The 16,910-nt window shown below is 67.8% G+C and carries 16 protein-coding genes; 10 read left to right on the top strand and 6 right to left on the bottom strand.

Annotation, left to right across the window (positions count from 1 at the left end; translation table 11 throughout):
* Positions 1-7: 7 nt before the first annotated feature.
* Together ligD and ku are read right to left on the bottom strand one after the other, a co-directional pair.
* Entirely contained in the window at positions 8-2,443 is a 2,436-nt protein-coding gene (gene ligD, locus KZ810_RS04820) for a DNA ligase D (RefSeq protein WP_219767881.1), read from the bottom strand.
* A 7-nt stretch (positions 2,444-2,450) separates the two neighbouring features.
* Entirely contained in the window at positions 2,451-3,347 is an 897-nt protein-coding gene (gene ku / locus KZ810_RS04825) for a non-homologous end joining protein Ku (protein WP_219767882.1), read from the bottom strand.
* A gap of 122 nt (positions 3,348-3,469) precedes the next feature.
* Here ku and pdxH point away from each other — a divergent pair, with 122 nt between their 5' ends.
* The 3 genes from pdxH (at position 3,470) to KZ810_RS04840 (ending at position 5,858) form a co-directional block, all read left to right on the top strand.
* The gene (pdxH, locus tag KZ810_RS04830; RefSeq protein ID WP_219767883.1) at positions 3,470-4,048 is read left to right on the top strand and encodes a pyridoxamine 5'-phosphate oxidase; all 579 of its coding nucleotides are present in this window, start codon (positions 3,470-3,472) and stop codon (positions 4,046-4,048) included.
* Entirely contained in the window at positions 4,045-4,992 is a 948-nt protein-coding gene (locus KZ810_RS04835; protein ID WP_219767884.1) for a cation diffusion facilitator family transporter, read from the top strand. The genes pdxH and KZ810_RS04835 overlap by 4 nt, the downstream gene beginning before the upstream one ends.
* A 62-nt stretch (positions 4,993-5,054) precedes the next feature.
* Complete coding sequence (locus KZ810_RS04840) at positions 5,055-5,858, top strand: PhzF family phenazine biosynthesis protein (RefSeq protein ID WP_219767885.1); 804 nt, start codon at positions 5,055-5,057, stop codon at positions 5,856-5,858.
* 25 nt (positions 5,859-5,883) lie between these two features.
* On the opposite strand, the gene KZ810_RS04845 is transcribed toward KZ810_RS04840, so the two are convergent.
* Positions 5,884-6,774 carry a prephenate dehydratase gene (locus tag KZ810_RS04845; RefSeq protein WP_219767886.1) on the bottom strand — a complete coding sequence of 297 codons (891 nt, stop codon included), beginning with the start codon at positions 6,772-6,774 and terminating at the stop codon, positions 5,884-5,886.
* 105 nt (positions 6,775-6,879) lie between these two features.
* On the opposite strand from KZ810_RS04845, the gene KZ810_RS04850 reads away from it, so the two are divergent.
* Together KZ810_RS04850 and KZ810_RS04855 are read left to right on the top strand one after the other, a co-directional pair.
* On the top strand, positions 6,880-7,587 hold the full coding sequence (locus KZ810_RS04850) for a c-type cytochrome (protein ID WP_219767887.1): 708 nt from the start codon (positions 6,880-6,882) through the stop codon (positions 7,585-7,587).
* A 7-nt stretch (positions 7,588-7,594) separates the two neighbouring features.
* Complete coding sequence (locus KZ810_RS04855; RefSeq protein WP_308461491.1) at positions 7,595-8,293, top strand: hypothetical protein; 699 nt, start codon at positions 7,595-7,597, stop codon at positions 8,291-8,293.
* Positions 8,294-8,341: 48 nt separating this feature from the next.
* Here the strand turns inward: KZ810_RS04855 and KZ810_RS04860 are convergent, their stop codons facing one another.
* Positions 8,342-9,229, bottom strand: coding sequence for an LOG family protein (locus KZ810_RS04860; RefSeq protein ID WP_219767888.1), 888 nt, complete (start codon positions 9,227-9,229; stop codon positions 8,342-8,344).
* Positions 9,230-9,266: 37 nt separating this feature from the next.
* Positions 9,267-9,884: an extensin family protein gene (locus KZ810_RS04865; RefSeq protein WP_219767889.1), complete on the bottom strand. Its 618-nt coding sequence runs from the start codon at positions 9,882-9,884 to the stop codon at positions 9,267-9,269.
* A gap of 318 nt (positions 9,885-10,202) precedes the next feature.
* Here KZ810_RS04865 and KZ810_RS04870 point away from each other — a divergent pair, with 318 nt between their 5' ends.
* The 4 genes from KZ810_RS04870 to KZ810_RS04885 all read left to right on the top strand — a co-directional run bounded on the left by KZ810_RS04870 (position 10,203) and on the right by KZ810_RS04885 (position 14,682).
* A complete protein-coding gene (locus KZ810_RS04870; RefSeq protein WP_219767890.1) occupies positions 10,203-11,369 on the top strand; it encodes a phosphoserine transaminase in 1,167 nt (388 codons plus the stop codon).
* Positions 11,370-11,573: 204 nt separating this feature from the next.
* A complete protein-coding gene (serA, locus tag KZ810_RS04875; RefSeq protein ID WP_219767891.1) occupies positions 11,574-13,151 on the top strand; it encodes a phosphoglycerate dehydrogenase in 1,578 nt (525 codons plus the stop codon).
* A 50-nt stretch (positions 13,152-13,201) separates the two neighbouring features.
* Positions 13,202-13,588, top strand: a complete 387-nt coding sequence (locus KZ810_RS04880) for an endonuclease domain-containing protein (RefSeq protein ID WP_219767892.1) — start codon at positions 13,202-13,204, stop codon at positions 13,586-13,588.
* Positions 13,585-14,682 (top strand): ATP phosphoribosyltransferase regulatory subunit, encoded by a 1,098-nt coding sequence (locus KZ810_RS04885; protein WP_219767893.1) that lies wholly within the window; start codon positions 13,585-13,587, stop codon positions 14,680-14,682. Before KZ810_RS04880 ends, KZ810_RS04885 begins: the two co-directional genes overlap by 4 nt.
* Positions 14,683-14,703: 21 nt before the next feature.
* Here KZ810_RS04885 and KZ810_RS04890 read toward each other — a convergent pair whose 3' ends face one another.
* The gene (locus tag KZ810_RS04890) at positions 14,704-15,294 is read right to left on the bottom strand and encodes a hypothetical protein (RefSeq protein WP_219767894.1); all 591 of its coding nucleotides are present in this window, start codon (positions 15,292-15,294) and stop codon (positions 14,704-14,706) included.
* A 308-nt stretch (positions 15,295-15,602) separates the two neighbouring features.
* Here KZ810_RS04890 and KZ810_RS04895 point away from each other — a divergent pair, with 308 nt between their 5' ends.
* A complete protein-coding gene (locus tag KZ810_RS04895; protein ID WP_219767895.1) occupies positions 15,603-16,892 on the top strand; it encodes an adenylosuccinate synthase in 1,290 nt (429 codons plus the stop codon).
* The last annotated feature ends 18 nt before the right edge of the window (positions 16,893-16,910 follow it).

Raw genomic sequence — 16,910 nt, forward strand, 5'->3', positions numbered from 1 at the left:
CCCGGTCTTACAGGTCGGGCAGCATCTGATCGGCGACGCCCCATCCCGACAGCGCCGGCGAATTGGCGCGCGCGATCAGGTCGGCGGCGTCGCCGACGTGCCAGTTCGCGGCGGTGTCGAGGTCGCGCAGCTCGCTCCACGTCACCGGTGCCGCGACCGGCGCCTCGGCGCGCGCGCGCGCGGAATAGGGCATGATCGCGGTCGACCCGCGCTGGTTGCGCAGATAGTCGATGAAGATGCGCCCCTTGCGTTTCGCCTTGCTCATGGTGGCGACGAAACGGTCGGGGTGGCCTTGCGCCAGCGCCTTGGCGAAACGCTCCGCAAAGTCGCGTACCGCGGGCCATTCGGCGCCCGGCGTCAGCGGAACGACGACGTGGATGCCCTTGCCACCCGACAGGAGCGGAAAGCTGGCGAGGCCGATCTCGCCGAGCTGGTCGCGCACGAACTCGGCCGCCTTCTTCGTGTCGCCGAAGTCTAGCCCCTCGTCGGGATCTAGGTCGAAGATCATCCGGTCGGGTCGTTCGAGCGCGTCGACGCGCGATCCCCAGCCGTGGAATTCGATCGTTCCCATCTGCACGCAGGTCAGCAGCCCGGCGGCATCATCGACCCACAGATATTCCTCGCTGCCGCCGTTCTTCTCGGAAATGGCGACCTTGTGCACCGCGTCGCCGAACGAGCCCGCGTCGTGTTTCTGGAAAAAGCATTGCTTCGCGCGTCCCTGCGGGCAGCGCACCAGGCTGATCGGGCGGTGCCCGCTCCACGGCAACATCACCGCGGCGATCGCGGCATAATAGTCGGCCAGGTCGCCCTTCGTCACGTGCGCGTCGGGGTCGATCACGCGGTCGCGGTTGGTAATCGTGATCGTCGTCGCGGCCGCGTCGGAAACGGTGTGGGGCTGTTCCAGCACCACCTCGCGCGCGGGCTTGTCGCCGCGCAGCCCCACGAAGCTCGGGTGGCGCAAGAGGCCGTCGGGCGTCGTTTCGGTAAAGGCGATCTCGGCGACCAGGTCGGCGCGGACCCAGTGCGCGCCGCGCACCATCGCGCGCGGCGCATCGACCGGCGCGGTCTTGCGCGCGCGCTTGTCGAGTTTCTCGCGCAATTCGTTCATCAGTGCTTGCGTAAAGCCGGTGCCGACCTTGCCGGCGTAGCGCAGCGTGCCGTCCTCGTGCACGCCGAGCAGCAGCGACTTGAACCCGCGCTTCTTGTCCGACGGCAACCAGCCGACGATCACGAATTCCTGCCGCCGCGTGCACTTGATCTTGCGCCAGTCGGACGACCGCCCGGCGCGGTAGCGCGCGTCGGCGCGTTTCGACACCACCCCTTCCAGCCCCTCGGCACACATCTTCTCGAGCAATTGCTCGCCGCTGCCGACGACGTGCTCGGCATATTGCAGCCGCGCATCGTCGCCGATGATCGATCTAAGCCGCGCCTTCCGCTCGACCGTGGGCAGCGCCCTCAGATCGGCGCCGTCGAGCGACAACAGGTCGAACGCGAACATCGTCATGTCGCCGCCCGACGAAATCGCGTCCTTGAGCGTCGAGAAATCCGGCCGTCCGTCCTTGAACGCGACGATCTCGCCGTCGATCAGCGCGGACGTAACGTCGAGCGCCGCCACGGCATCGGCGATGCCGGGGAACTTGTCGCTCCAGTCGAGCCCGTTGCGGGTGAACACCTTTGCCCTGCCACTCGCAACCGCGACGATCGCACGGTAGCCGTCATACTTCACTTCGTGCAGCCATGCCGGGCCGATCGGCACCGTGTCGACCAGCGTGCAAAGCTGCGGTTCGGTGAAGGCGGGGAGGGTGGCGGACCTGCTCGCCTTCTTCGATGGAACTCTGTTGCGCGTGGGCTTCGCCTTTTTCGCCGCCTTGCCCTCGGCGATCTGCTGCATCGTCCGCCCGGTCGCGACGCTCGTCAACGCGGTCTCGACCAGCGTGTCGGTGCCCCCGGCCTCAGCGTCACCGATCTTGCGCAGCAGCCAGTTCTCGCGCTTCTCCTTCGCGCGCGGCCTCAAGCGGATCAGCAGCCACTCGCCGCGCATCCGTTCGCCCTCCAGCACGAAATGGAGGTGCCCCGCCTCCAGATCCTTCGCGCTCTTGCCCTTGATCGGCGACCAGGTGCCGCGGTCCCACAGCATCACGGTGCCGCCGCCATATTCGCCCGCGGGGATCGTCCCCTCGAACGTGCCGTAATCGAGCGGATGATCCTCCGTCCTGACCGCGAGCCTTTTCTCGTCGGGGTCGAGGCTGGGGCCGCGCGTCACCGCCCAGCTTTTCAGCACGCCGTCGACTTCCAATCGGAAGTCCCAGTGCAGCCGCGTCGCGTCGTGCTTCTGCACCACGAAGCTGTTGCCGTGACCGCTCGCGAGCGTCCCTGCGGGTTCTGCGGTGCGCGTGAAATCGCGCTTGGCATTGTAGCGGGCGAGGGGGTCGGCAGCAGCCATCGCGCGGTCAGGCGCGCTTCTTGGCCGGTGCGGCCTTCTTCGCCGCCGGCTTCTTGGCGGCGGGCTTCTTCGTCGTCGCCTTGGTCGCCGATTTCTTCGCCGGCTCGCCCCCGGATTTGCCCTCCATCGACTTCTTGAGCGCCGCCATCAGGTCGACGACGTTGGAGGCCGAGCGGCCGCCCTCGTCCTTGTCCTCGATGATCTTCGTGTTCTTCTTCGCCTTGCGCTTGCGCTCGATCAGCGCTTTCAGCGCGTCGACGTAGCGGTCGTGGAATTCCTGCGGGTCGAACGCCGCGGTCTTGCTGTCGATCAGCGCCTCGGCGAGGTCGAGCAGCTCGGGGTCGGGCTTGCTGTCGCCGATCTCGCGAAAATAGCCCTGCGCCTTGTTGACCTCGTCGGCGTAGCGCAGCGTTTCCAGGATCAATCCGCGCCCGCACGGTTTCAGGCTGACGATATATTCGCGCCCGCGCATCGCGAGCTGCCCGAGGCCAACCTTCTTGGTCCGCCGGAGCGCCTCGCGCAGCACGATGAACGCTTCCTCCGCCAGATCGTCGGCGGGCACGACGAAATACGGTTTCTCGTAATAGAGTACGTCGATCTCGGACTGGTCGACGAATTGCGTCAGCTCGAGTGTCTTCTTCGACTCAAGCTTCACCGCGTCGATCTCGTCCTGTTCGAGCAGGACGTACTCGCCTTTTTCGACCTCGAACCCCTTGATGATCTCGTCGGCGTCGACGGGGCCGATGCCGGGCGCGACCTTCTCGTACTTGATCCGCTCGCCCGACGGCTCGTGGATCTGGTGGAACGCGATCTGCGCGCCCGATTTGGTGGCGGAATAGATCTCGACCGGGATCGAGACGAGCGCGAGGCGTACCTGCCCCTGCCAGTAAGCGCGCGCGGCCATCTTCCACCCCCGTCGTTTCCGTAAGCGACTCAAATCACGGGCGAAGGAGTCGTTCCGCGCGCCCGGTGACACCTGGCGACGCGGTTGTTCCGCCTTGATGCAGGTTGCGCTATGGAGCGCGGATGAGTGACGATCCCTTCGCGCTGTTCGACGCCTGGTATGCCGAGGCGCGCGCGAGCGAACCGAATGATCCCAATGCGATGGCGCTCGCCACCGCCGACGCCGCCGGTCGCCCGTCGGTGCGGATGGTGCTGTTGAAGGGACACGGGCCCGACGGCTTCGTGTTCTATACCAACCGCGGCAGCCGCAAGGCCGAGGCGCTGGCCGAGAACATGCAGGCGGGGCTGCTGTTTCACTGGAAGTCGCTGCGCCGTCAGATCCGCATCGACGGCCCGGTCAGCTTCGCCAGCGACGCGGAAAGCGACGCCTATTTCGCGACGCGCGGCCGCGATTCGCAGCTCGGCGCCTGGGCGTCGGATCAGTCGCGCCCGCTCGACGCGCGCGAAACGTTCGAGGCGCGGTTCGAGGAGATGAAAGCGCGCTTCGACGGGCAGGACGTGCCGCGCCCGCCCAATTGGGGCGGCTACCGCGTGACGCCCGAACGGATCGAATTCTGGCAGGACCGCGCGCATCGCCTCCACGAGCGCCGCCTGTTCACGCGTGAGGGCGACGCCTGGAGCGAAGGATTGCTGTTCCCATGACCGAGAGCGAACGCCGCCGCGTGATCCCGATCGCGATGCGCGCCGCATTGGCGAGCGTCGCGATGGCGCTGAGCCTGCTCGTCGTGAAGGGCTATGCCGCGTGGCATACCGGATCGGTCGCGATGCTGGGCAGCCTCGCCGACACCGGGCTCGACCTGCTCGCCAGCCTCGTCACGCTCTACGGCGTCAAGCTCGCCGCCGAGCCCGCCGACCACGACCACCGTTTTGGTCACGGCAAGGCGGAGGCGCTCGCCGCGCTGTTCCAGGTCGTGCTGATCACGGCCTCCGCGATCGGCATCGCGTGGCGCGCGGTGGAGCGGTTTTCCGCGCCGCAGGTCAACGAGGATGCGGGGCTCGGCATCGGCGTGTCGGTGCTCGCGATCGCCGCGACGCTGGTGCTGCTCGCCTATCAGCGTAGCGTCATTCGCAAGACGGGGTCAGTCGCGATCCTCGCCGACAATGTGCACTATCAATCCGACGTGCTGTTGAACGTCGCGGTGATCGCGGCGCTCGTGATCGACCAGTATCTGGGCATCAAGGGCGCCGATCCCGTATTCGGCATCGCGATCGCGGCGTGGCTTGCCTGGGGCGCGTTCCAGGCGTCGAGCCAGGCGATCGACATGCTGATGGACAAGGAATGGTCGGAGGACCAGCGCGCCGCCTTCATGGAGGTCGCCGCGCGCCAGCCCGGCATCCGCGGCATCCACGATTTCCGCACGCGCCGCGCGGGCAGCCACGATTTCGCGCAATTCCACATGGAGGTCGACGCCGACCTGACCGTGCGGCAGGCGCACGATATCGTCGAATCGGTCGAGGTCGCGCTTCGCCGCAGCTTCCCCAAGGTCGAGACGCTGATCCACCTCGACCCCGAGGGGCACGAGGATACCGACAATCCGCTGGTCGAGGCGGAGGCGACGCCGCACTGGTTCGGCAAGCGGCTGTAACGACGCCCCCCGCCGGGCGGCGTTCCCTCACATCGATCGCCGGGTGGCGGTAAGGAAATCAGATGCGCATCCCCTTCACCCAGGTCGACGCCTTCGCCGACGAAGCGTTCAAGGGTAACCCGGCGGCGGTGATGCCGCTGACGCGGTGGCTCGACGACGACACGCTGCTCAGCATCGCGGTCGAGAACAACCTGTCCGAAACCGCCTTTCTCGTCCCCGACGCGAGCGGCGCGGCGGATTACGAACTGCGCTGGTTCACGCCCGGCGCGGAGGTCGCCCTGTGCGGCCACGCGACGCTGGCGAGCGGGCACGTCGTGCTGTCGTCCGACACCGACCGCGCGAGCATCCGCTTCGCCACGCGGCAGGCAGGCGTGCTCGAGGTCGCGCGCGACGGGCACCGCTACGCGATGGCGCTGCCCGCCTGGACGCCGCACGCGAGGCCGCTGCCCGAGATCGTCGCCGGGCTCGAACTGCCCGCCGGCGCGGTGCGGGAGACGCTGTGGCACGACAAGGGTTACGCGCTGATCATCGTCGAGAACGAACGGCAGGTGCGCGAGTGTGCACCCGACATGCGCGCGCTGGCACCGCTCGGCCCGTACGTCATCATCGTCGCCGCACCCGGTGAGGATACCGACATCGTCAGCCGCGTCTTCGTGCCCGCGTTCGACATCGACGAGGATCCCGTCACCGGCAGCGCGCATGCGGTGATGGTGCCGTACTGGGCCGCGCGGCTGGGGCGCGACCGGATGAGCGCGTATCAGGCCTCGGCGCGCGGGGGGCGGCTGTCGTGCCGGCTCGACGGCGACCGCGTGGTGCTGGGCGGTGCGTGCGTGACCGTCATCGAGGGCACGTTCCTGCTGCCCTGACGCGCGGCGATCCTTCGCCGCCGATCTAACCCCGGCGGCGCGCCTGGGCATAGGTGCCGAGCACGCGAACCCATTTGGCGTGGAAGCCCAGTTCCTCCATCGCGCGGTCGAACCCGGGCTCGCCCGGCTTGCCCTCGACGTCGCAGAAGAACTCGGTCGCGGCGAAGCTGCCGCCGCGCTGATAGCTTTCCAGCTTCGTCATATTGACGCCGTTGGTCGCGAACCCGCCCATCGCCTTGTAGAGCGCGGCTGGCACGTTCTTCACCGCGAAGACGAAGGTCGTCATCCACGCCTCCGCCCCCACCGCCGGGCGGCTGCCGCGCGCGAGTGCCACGAACCGCGTCATGTTGTGGTCGGCGTCGGCGATGTCGACGCCGAGCAGGTTCAACCCGTAGAGCGCGGCAGCCCCCGGTGGCGCGAGCGCGGCGACGCGGGGGTCGGCCATCTCGGCGACGATCGCGGCGGCGCCCGCGGTATCGGGATAGTTTACCGGCTGGATGCCGTGCGCACGCAACCAGTGGCGGCATTGGCCGAGTGCCTGCGGGTGGCTCATCGCCTCCACCACTTCGTCGCGCGCGCCGACCCCCATCAACGCGTGGCGGATCGGCAGGAAATGCTCGGCGGTGATGACCAGCCCCGATTCCGGCAGCAGGAAATGAATGTCGGCAACGCGGCCGTGGAGCGAATTCTCGATCGGGATCAGCGCGTGCGCCGCGCGCCCGTCCTTCACCGCGTCGAGCGCGTCGTCGAACGAGAAGCACGGCAGCGGCAGCGCGTCGGGAAATGCCTCGATCACCGCGACGTGGCTGTTGGCCCCAGGCGCACCCTGGAACGACACCGCGCGATCGGGTTCGGCGGCGGCGGCGGCGATCATCGCGTCGACGATCGGGCGGGCGGGGGCGGCGTAGGTCTGCATGCGTCGCGGTCGCGGGTAGGGTGCACGCACGCGCCGCTCAAGTGCGCTTGCAGCGTCGCGGATGCTTTTCTATGGGTTGAACACAATTAGGGGCGGTTTCACGACATGGACGATCGGAACAACACGATTGCGGGCTGGGTACTGGCGGGCTGCGGTGCGGCGCTGGGGCTCTCGATCGTGGGCGGCATGATCTTCCACGGCGAACGCCCCGAGAAGATGGGCTACGCGATCGAGGGCGTCGAGGAAGCCGGTGGCGGCGGTGAAGCCAAGGCCGTGCCGATCGCGTCGCTGCTGCCGACCGCCGACCCGGCGAAGGGCGCCGAGGTGTTCAAGAAGTGCGCCGCCTGCCACACGATCAATCAGGGAGGCGCGAACGGCGTCGGCCCGAACCTGTACGGCACGCTGGGCGAGGGGATCGGACAGGGCAAGGGCGGGTTCGCCTTCTCGGACGCGCTGAAGGGCGTCGGCGGCAATTGGGATTTCGAGCGGATGAACGCGTGGCTGACGTCCCCACGCAAGTTCGCCAACGGTACCAAGATGACCTTCGCGGGCCTGTCCAATCCGCAGGACCGCGCCAACGTGATCGCGTACCTCAACCAGCAGGGCTCGAACCTGCCGCTGCCCGTCGCCCCCGCACCCGGTGCCGATCCAGGCGCGAAGGATGCCGCGGTCGCGAACGTCACCGACGCGGCGAAGGGCAACACCGCCGACATCGCCAATACCGGCACGCCCGCCTCCGGCGCGCCTTCGGTTGATCCGAACGCGTCGAAGGACAAGGCGCTGGCGGTCACCCCGCCGCCCGCCAAGCAGTAAACCGACCGTGCGCTGCCTGCCCGTCGGCCGGATCGTCGGGTGGGCAGCGTTCCTGCTCGTCCCCGCCACCGCGGCGCACGCCGACGCCTTGCAGGAGCGGTTGCTCGCCGGGATGCGCGCGACGCGCAGCGACGGTTTCGCGTTCCGCCAGACGACGACGATCGAACGCAGCGGTGCCGACCGCAAGACGCTGGTCGAGCAATATGACCCGCGCCGCGCCGAGCCCGACCGCTGGTCGCTCGCCTCGGTCGACGGGCACGCGCCGACGCCGAAGGACCTGTCGGGCTGGCGCAAGATCAAGCGCGACCGCGTGCCGTCCTACGGCGAGAATACGAAATGGTTCGCGGCGCCCGCGACCCGCGTCGACGCGAACGGCGTCACCACCTACCGCTTCGCGCGGCTGCCCGCGGGGACGCTCAAGATCGGCCCGCACGACGCTTCCGCCGATGCGCAGGCCGAGGTGGTGGTCAACACGCGCGGACGCGCGCCCTTCGTCGAGCGCGTGCGCTTCGTGACGAACAAGCCGTTCCGCATCATGCTGGTCGCATCGGTGCAGAATCTGGTCGCCGACGCGCGCTACACCTCGCTGGCGAACGGCGCGGTCGTCCCCGCCGAGGTCGCCAGCCGCACCGCGGGATCGCTGATGGGGAAGTCGGGCACGCTCGCCACGCGGACGACGTTCGATCAGGTCCAGCCGGTCAGGTGATGCCGGACGATCCCCTCCCCGGTGGGGGAGGGGGGCCACGTGCTCACCTCAGCGCGGCGGTTGCGGCGTCTTTTCCTGACGTTCGCGGTAGAAGTCCTGCACGACCGCCCAGCCCTCGGCCGCACTCTCGACGTAGCGGAAGATGCCGAGATCGCGCTCCGACACCACGCCTTCTTCGACCAATGCGTCGAAATTGACCACGCGCTGCCAGAATTCGCGCCCGAACAGCAGCACCGGCATCGGCTCGATCTTGCCGGTCTGGATGAGCGTCAGCAGCTCGAACAATTCGTCGAACGTGCCGAACCCGCCTGGAAACGCCGCCAGTGCGCGCGCGTGGAGCAGGAAGTGCATCTTGCGCAGCGCGAAATAATGGAACTGCGTCGACAAGGACGGCGTCACATAGGGATTGGGCGCCTGCTCGTGCGGCAGCACGATGTTCAATCCGATCGACTCGGCGTGCACGTCGGTCGCGCCGCGGTTCGCGGCTTCCATGATCGACGGGCCGCCGCCCGAGCAGACGACGAAGTGACGCTTCCCTGCCTCGTCGCGCGGAAAATTCGAGCAGAGCTGCGCCAGCTCGCGCGCCATGTCGTAATATTTCGACTTAGCGACCAGGCTCTCGGCGATGCGGCGGCTCTTGTCGTCGGTCGCCATGTCGAGCAGCGCCTGCGCCTTGGCGGGCTCGGGAATGCGTGCCGAGCCGTAGAAGACGAAGGTCGAGCCGATATGCGCTTCCTCGAGGATCAGCTGCGTTTTCAGCAACTCGAGCTGGAAGCGGACCGGGCGTAAATCCTCGCGGACGAGAAAGTCCATGTCCTGGAACGCCAGCTTGTACGCCGGGCTCTCGGTCTGCGGGGTGGAGATGCTCTGACGGGCGGCGTCGGCATCCTGCTTGGCACGCGGGAAGACGCGGCTGGGTACGCGGGTTTCTGTCATCCCGGGGCGATAAGCCGCGCCGATGACGGCTGCAAGACTAACGACAGAAGCTGGTGCGATCGTCCTCGAGGTGGAGGTGGTCGTGGTGCGCGGCGTTGTAATCGGGCGACAGTACGGTGCCGAAGCGCCGGCATGCCGAGGTGTGGATCGTCTGCAGGAACCGCCGCACGTCGGCGTCGGGCGAGTTCCAGTCGCGCTGAATGCTGATGCGACGCCCGTCCTTCAACTCGAACGTCGCGACATCGATCGCGTTCGCGACCGCGTGCCCCGACCGGCGCGCCGGCCCGCTCGTCCCGACGGTGTTGCGGCAGGCGTAGCTGCCCATGCTGACGATCCGCGACAGCTCCGATCCGAGGATCTGGTACGCCGCCGGCGCGACGCCATTGCGCGCCCATCCGGCGAACGCGCGCGCCTCGCCGCAGCGGACGGCGCCCAGGTTCGCGGTCGGCACGCCGATGTCGAGCAGTTTGACCGTCCCCGTCAGCCCGCAACCCGGCCCCGTCTGCCTGTCCGGCAACGGCTGAAAATCGACCCCCATCGCGCGCAGGTCGGCGAAGCAGCGCTGCGTTTCGCGCACGCCGGGCGCCTCGGTAATGCGCGGCGCGGTGGTGGGTCGTTCGGTGCGACCGCACGCGGCGAGTGCAGCCAGCAGCATCGTTGCAGCGACCAGACGCGAGCGGACGCCGCGCTCGCGCGCGCTTCGCCTGCATCGTCCCATCATCTGCCGCCTGTGCAACGCTTGTCCGCTCCCGTGTCGAAGCGCAGGCGTAGGGCGCGCTTTCCTGCCGTCGCGTTAACGATGTTGCGCGCTGCGACGGGCTGGTGCGCGCGCCCGACGAGGCGTGCCATCCGCCGCGCCGTCATGGAGCGTTGATCCATGTGGGCGGTTGACGCCCGCCGCCATTTGCTTCAGCGCGGTCGACGGGCCACGCGGTCCCAACGCCGCGCGTGCTCTCTGTGAGGAGAGTTGACATTGACTGATACGACTGCCGCCGACGCCACCCGTCCGTCTGCCGACCAGACGCCCGCGAAACCCGCGACCAGGCCGGCGCGCCCGCATTTTTCGTCCGGCCCCTGCGCGAAGCCGCCGGGCTATGACCCCGCGAAACTCGCCACCGACGTACTCGGACGCTCGCATCGCTCGAAGCTCGGCAAGCAGCGGCTGCAATATTGCATCGACCTGATGCGCGAAATGCTGCGCCTGCCCGACACCCACCGGATCGGCATCGTCCCCGGCTCCGACACCGGCGCGTACGAGATGGCGATGTGGACGATGCTGGGCGCACGCCCCGTCACCGCGCTCGCGTGGGAAAGTTTCGGTGAGGGCTGGGTGACCGATGTGGTCAAGCAACTCAAGATCGACCCCAATGTGATCCGCGCCGATTACGGGCAATTGCCCGACCTCAATCAGGTCGATTGGTCGAACGACGTGCTGTTCACCTGGAACGGCACGACCAGTGGCGTGCGCGTGCCGAACGGCGACTGGATCGCCGACGACCGCGAGGGGCTGTCGTTCGCGGACGCGACCAGCGGCGTGTTCGCCTACGACCTGCCGTGGGATAGAATCGACGTCGCGACGTTCAGCTGGCAGAAGGTGCTGGGCGGCGAGGGCGCGCACGGCGTGCTCATCCTGGGGCCGCGCGCGGTCGAGCGCCTGGAGAGCTACACGCCGGCCTGGCCGCTGCCCAAGGTGTTCCGCCTGGTGAGCAAGGGCAAATTGTCCGAAGGCATCTTCAAGGGCGAGACGATCAACACGCCGTCGATGCTCGCGGTCGAGGATGCGATCTGGTCGCTCGAATGGGCGAAGTCGCTGGGGGAGGGCGGGCTGATCGCGCGTTCGGACGCAAACGCGGCCGCGCTCGACTGGATCGTCGCCGAGCGCGACTGGCTCGGGCATCTGGCCGGGGACGAGGCTTCGCGCTCGAAGACCAGCGTCTGCCTGACGGTCGCGGGCGCGGACGAGGCGCTGATCAAGAAGATGGTGTCGCTGCTCGAAGCCGAAGGCGCGGCGTTCGATATCGCGGGCTACCGCGACGCCCCGCCGGGCTTGCGCATTTGGTGCGGCGCGACCGTCGACACCGCCGACATCGAGGCGCTCGGGCCATGGCTCGACTGGGCCTACGCGAGCGCGAACGCGTAATCTTCTAAAGCCCTCTCCCCTGTGGGGAGTTTGCGGTCGGTCGTGCCCCCGGCACGACCTAAATATTACGGGGTAATATTTACCCCAAACTGGTTGGGAGAGGGGCTGCCCGAGACGCTGGTCTTGGTGAAACACACGCCCCTCACCCCGCCCCTCTCCCCAAGGGGGACAGGGAGCTAATTCACCCCATACCGGAGCTTCCCCATGCCCAAGGTACTGATTTCCGACAAGATGGACCCGCGCGCGGCGCAGATTTTCCGCGAACGCGGCGTCGAGGTGGACGAGATCACCGGCAAGACCCCCGACGAGCTGAAGGCGATCATCGGCGACTATGACGGGCTCGCGATCCGCAGCTCGACCAAGGTGACGGCCGACCTGCTCGAACACGCGACCAACCTGAAGGTCGTCGGCCGCGCCGGGATCGGCGTCGACAACGTCGACATCCCCGCCGCGAGCGCGAAGGGCGTGGTCGTGATGAACACGCCGTTCGGCAATTCGATCACCACTGCCGAGCACGCCATCGCGCTGATGTTCGCGCTCGCCCGCCAGCTGCCCGAGGCGGACGCCTCGACGCAGGCAGGCAAGTGGGAGAAGAACCGCTTCATGGGGGTCGAGCTGACCTCGAAGACGCTCGGGCTGATCGGCGCGGGCAATATCGGCTCGATCGTCGCCGACCGCGCGCGGGGTCTCAAGATGCGCGTGATCGCGTTCGATCCGTTCCTCACCCCCGAGCGCGCGGTCGAGATCGGCGTCGAGAAGGTTACGCTCGATGATCTGCTCAGCAGAGCCGACTTCATCACGCTCCACACGCCGCTGACCGAGCAGACGCGCAACATCCTGTCAGCGGAAAACATTGCCAAGACCAAGAAGGGCGTCCGCATCATCAACTGCGCGCGCGGCGGGCTGATCGACGAGGCGGCGCTGAAACAGGCGCTCGACAGCGGCCATGTCGCGGGCGCGGCGCTCGACGTGTTCGTCGAGGAGCCGGCGAAGGCGTCGCCCCTGTTCGGCACCCCCAATTTCGTCTCGACCCCGCATCTCGGCGCGTCGACCACCGAGGCGCAGGTCAACGTCGCGATCCAGGTCGCCGAGCAGATGGCGGATTATCTCGTCTCGGGCGGGGTCACCAACGCGCTCAACATGCCGAGCCTGTCGGCGGAGGAGGCGCCCAAGCTGAAACCGTACATGGCGCTCGCCGAAAAGCTCGGCAGCCTGGTCGGGCAGCTGTCGCACGGCGCGATCGACCGCATCTCGGTCCATACCGAGGGGGCGGCCGCCGAGCTCAACCAGAAACCGATCACCAGCGCGGTGCTAGCTGGGTTCCTGCGCACGCAGACCGCGACCGTCAACATGGTCAACGCGCCCCTGCTGGCGCGCGACCGCGGCGTCGAGGTGCGCGAGATCAGGAGCGAGCGCGAGGGCGATTATCACACGCTGGTGCGCGCCGCGGTCCGCACCGCAGACGGTGAGCGCTCGGTTGTCGGTACCCTGTTCGGCGACGCCGCGCCGCGGCTGGTCGAGCTGTTCGGGATCAAGGTCGAGGCCGATCTGGCGGGCCCGATGCTCTATGTCGTCAACGAGGACGCGCCCGGTTTCATCGGTCGGCTCGGCACGCTCTTGGGTGAGGCGGGCGTCAACATCGGCACCTTCCACCTCGGCCGACGCCAGGCGGGCGGCGAGGCGGTACTGCTCCTCTCGGTCGACGAGGCGGTCGAGGGCGAGCTGCTCCAGCGCGTCAAGGCGCTGCCGGGGGTCAAGACCGCGATGGGCCTGACGTTCTGATCCATAAAACCCTCTCCCCGCCGGGGAGAGGGTTGGGAGAGGGGATCGACATGTCGGCGGACGAGACGTTGCGGCGGGCGAAAGCGATGCGATCGGAGATGACCCAACCCGAACGTGAACTCTGGACTGCGCTCAGGGCTCACCGGTTCAACGGCGTCAAATTCAGTCGTCAGGTCGTCGTCGGTCCCTACATTCTCGACTTCGCCGCGCGATCACGCAAACTCGTCATCGAGGTTGACGGCGACAGTCACGCGGGCAACGAGGCGCGGGACGAGCGGCGGACGGCGTGGCTCGAAGAACAGGGCTACCATGTGATCCGGTTCAGCAATGCGGATGTAATGCGTAATATGGAGGGAGTGCTGTTTGTGGTTGAGGAGGCGCTGCGGGCAGCCCCTCTCCCAACCCTCTCCCCTCAGGGAGAGGGTTTTTCACGATGACCGCGCTCCTCCCCGAGGGTCTCCGTGACCGTCTGCCGCCGCACGCCGATGCCGCCGCCGCGGTCGAGGCGCGCCTGCTCGCCGCGGTCGGCTCGCACGGCTACGAACGCGTCGACCCGCCGCTCGCCGAATACGCCGAGAGCTTGGCCACGCGGCTCAAGGCCGGTGGCCTCACCGACGCGGTGCGGTTCGTCGACCCCGTCTCGCAGCGCACGCTCGCGGTCCGGCCCGATCTGACCGCACAGGTCGCGCGGATCGCCGCGACGCGGATGGCGCATCACCCGCGCCCGGTGCGATTGAGCTACGCCGGATCGATCCTCAAGCTGCGCGGCGGGCAATTGTCCCCGGCGCGCGAATTGCGCCAGATCGGTGCCGAACTGATCGGGCTCGATTCGGTCGCCGCCGCGCGCGAGGTCGTGACGGTCGCGGTCGATGCGCTGGAGGCTGCGGGCGTGTCGGGCGTGTCGATCGACTTCACCTTGCCCGATCTGGTCGACGCGCTCGCTGCCGGACCCATGCCGGTCGCCCCCGAAAGCCTCACGGTCCTGCGCGACCGGCTCGACGCGAAGGACGCGGGCAGCGTCGCCCAGATCGCCCCCGCTTACCTGCCGCTGGTCGAGGCGGCGGGCCCCTTCGATCAGGCACTCGCGCGGCTTCGCGCGTTCGATACCGCGGGCGTGCTGGCATCGCGGTTGGGCGGCCTCGCGCAGATCGCGCACGCGGTCGACGGGCGTGTCGCGCTGACGCTCGACCCGACCGAGCGGCACGGCTTCGAGTATCAGACCTGGCTCGGCTTCTCGCTATTCGCGCGCGGCGCGGTCGCGGAGATCGGCCGCGGCGGCACCTACACGATCGTCCACGAGGGCGGCGCGGAGGAAGCCGCCACGGGCTTCTCGCTTTACGGCGACCGGCTGGCAAGCGAGCCCGCCCCCGAACGCCGCCGCTTGTTCCTGCCGCTCGGCACGCCCGCCGAAGAGGGCGCGGCCATGCGCGCGGCCGGCTGGGTCACCGTCGCGGCGCTGGAAGAAGGCGACACGCCCGCGGCACAATTGTGCACCCACGTTTGGGAGGCAGGTAACATCGAGGAACTCTGAGGCAAGACACGATCTTGCTTTCTAGCCCTGAACAGATTTGTGGTTACGTCCCAGTCGCCTGTCGATCTCGGTCGCCAAGTCTGGGTCATGGCGATTGTCGATCAACGCCTGTCGGGCCTCGGGTCGCTTGGACCGTCTGAGATTAGCGATGAGGAAACAGCGTGTGTTGCCGATCGAACGGTCTGCAAGTAAGTCGATCAGACAAGGAACGTCGGCTGGTCGAGCCATCGCGCATATGGCGGCCATGATCCCTTCTGTTACCCCACCGGGTAGCGAACCGTTGCGCGCCAATGAAGTGAGCGTATCCCAAGCTAACGGCCGCGCTGCCTTAACCGCAAGCGCGCGGGCTATGCCTTCTCTTGTGTTGGCGGAATATGGACGTTGTAGGTGATTGAGGAGGACGGGAAGGGCCGTCGGGTACGGCATACTAGTGTTGACCAGATCCCAGACGCTCTCGATCTTTAAGCCTACTGACTGAATATCGCTTATAAGTTCGGCTTGCTCCCGCCTGAACTGTAGCTTCAATGCTGCCAATTTAGCCGCTTGTGTCGCCTGCATCGCCATCCAGTTTGGATCAGCTTCAAGTAGAAGGCTATGTTCGGCAAGGGTCATTGCCCTTCTACGTGCCGGCATACCCCTATCCTTCATGTGGGAACCGAAAGCATAGCATTAACGCTCCCGCTCATGGCCGTGCATATTATCCGGGCAATCTACCAGCAGTCGTATTTGAACGATAGCGGTCGATCAAAGCCTGCTGGGGAGTCCGTCGAGAGGTACGCTCACTGATTGACCTTCCACCGCCCGGTTGACCCGCGCCCGCCGGGCCGCTACCCGCGCCGCGGACAATTCGGAACCGTTCGCGCGCCGAGCCCTGTCGAAGGGCGCGCGGACTGCACGCGGCAGGCGGAGTTCTGTATCTCATGGCGAACGTAGCAGTGGTCGGCGCCCAGTGGGGCGACGAGGGCAAGGGCAAGGTCGTCGACTGGCTCGCCGAGCGCGCCGACGTGGTGGTCCGCTTTCAGGGCGGCCACAATGCCGGGCACACGTTGGTGGTGGGCGAGAACGTTTACAAATTGTCGCTGCTGCCCTCGGGCATCGTTCGCGGCACGCCTTCGGTGATCGGCAACGGCGTGGTGCTCGATCCCTGGGCGCTGCGCGACGAGGTCGAGCGGCTGGGGGAGCAGGGCGTCGAGGCGACACCCGACACGCTGCGCATCGCCGACACCTGCGCGCTGATCCTGCCGTTCCACCGCGATCTCGATGGTCTGCGCGAGGACGCGAGCGGTGCGGGCAAGATCGGGACGACGCGTCGTGGCATCGGGCCGGCGTACGAGGACAAGGTCGGCAGGCGGGCGCTGCGCGTCTGCGATCTCGCGCATCTGGACGATCTCGGGCCGCAGCTCGACCGTTTGTGCGCGCATCACGACGCGCTGCGGGCGGGCTTCGGCGAGGCACCGATCGACCGCGACCGCCTGCTCGCCGACCTGCGCGAGATCGCGAATTTCGTACTGCCGTTCGCCAAGCCGGTGTGGCGCGACCTGAACGCAGCGCGCAGTGCCGGGCGTCGCATCCTGTTCGAGGGCGCGCAGGGGGTACTGCTCGACGTCGACCACGGTACCTACCCCTATGTCACCTCGTCCAATACGATCGCGGGGACTGCCGCGGGCGGATCGGGGCTCGGGCCGTCGGCGGTCGGCTTCGTGCTCGGCATCGCCAAGGCCTACACCACGCGCGTCGGATCGGGGCCGTTCCCGACCGAGCTCGACGACGAGACGGGTGAGCGGCTCGGCACGCGCGGGCGCGAGTTCGGGACGGTGACGGGGCGCAAGCGCCGCTGCGGCTGGTTCGATGCGGTGCTGGTGCGGCAATCGGCGGCGGTCAGCGGCATCACCGGGATCGCGCTCACCAAGCTCGACGTGCTCGACGGGTTCGAGACGATCAGCATCTGCACCGGCTACCGCCTGCGCGGGGAGGAACTCGATTACTATCCCGCGCACGCCAGGGATCAGGCCGAGGTCGAGCCGATCTACGAGGTGATGGAGGGATGGTCGGGCTCGACCGCGGGCGCGCGCAGCTGGGCCGACCTGCCCGCGCAGGCGATCAAGTACATCCGCCGCGTCGAGGAGCTGATCCGATGCCCGGTCGCGCTCGTCTCGACCAGCCCGGAGCGCGAGGACACAATCCTCGTACGCGACCCGTTCGCGAATTGAGCGGGCGCGAAAACGAAA

This window comes from Sphingomonas citricola, assembly GCF_019429535.1.
Classification (GTDB): domain Bacteria; phylum Pseudomonadota; class Alphaproteobacteria; order Sphingomonadales; family Sphingomonadaceae; genus Sphingomonas; species Sphingomonas citricola.

Coding starts and splice junctions, on each gene's coding strand:
- ligD (WP_219767881.1), bottom strand. CDS start 2,443: ATGGCTGCTGCCGACCCCCTCGCCCGCTACAATGCCAAGCGCGATTTC.
- ku (WP_219767882.1), bottom strand. CDS start 3,347: ATGGCCGCGCGCGCTTACTGGCAGGGGCAGGTACGCCTCGCGCTCGTC.
- pdxH (WP_219767883.1), top strand. CDS start 3,470: ATGAGTGACGATCCCTTCGCGCTGTTCGACGCCTGGTATGCCGAGGCG.
- KZ810_RS04835 (WP_219767884.1), top strand. CDS start 4,045: ATGACCGAGAGCGAACGCCGCCGCGTGATCCCGATCGCGATGCGCGCC.
- KZ810_RS04840 (WP_219767885.1), top strand. CDS start 5,055: ATGCGCATCCCCTTCACCCAGGTCGACGCCTTCGCCGACGAAGCGTTC.
- KZ810_RS04845 (WP_219767886.1), bottom strand. CDS start 6,774: ATGCAGACCTACGCCGCCCCCGCCCGCCCGATCGTCGACGCGATGATC.
- KZ810_RS04850 (WP_219767887.1), top strand. CDS start 6,880: ATGGACGATCGGAACAACACGATTGCGGGCTGGGTACTGGCGGGCTGC.
- KZ810_RS04860 (WP_219767888.1), bottom strand. CDS start 9,229: ATGACAGAAACCCGCGTACCCAGCCGCGTCTTCCCGCGTGCCAAGCAG.
- KZ810_RS04865 (WP_219767889.1), bottom strand. CDS start 9,884: ATGCTGCTGGCTGCACTCGCCGCGTGCGGTCGCACCGAACGACCCACC.
- serA (WP_219767891.1), top strand. CDS start 11,574: ATGCCCAAGGTACTGATTTCCGACAAGATGGACCCGCGCGCGGCGCAG.
- KZ810_RS04880 (WP_219767892.1), top strand. CDS start 13,202: ATGTCGGCGGACGAGACGTTGCGGCGGGCGAAAGCGATGCGATCGGAG.
- KZ810_RS04885 (WP_219767893.1), top strand. CDS start 13,585: ATGACCGCGCTCCTCCCCGAGGGTCTCCGTGACCGTCTGCCGCCGCAC.
- KZ810_RS04890 (WP_219767894.1), bottom strand. CDS start 15,294: ATGACCCTTGCCGAACATAGCCTTCTACTTGAAGCTGATCCAAACTGG.
- KZ810_RS04895 (WP_219767895.1), top strand. CDS start 15,603: ATGGCGAACGTAGCAGTGGTCGGCGCCCAGTGGGGCGACGAGGGCAAG.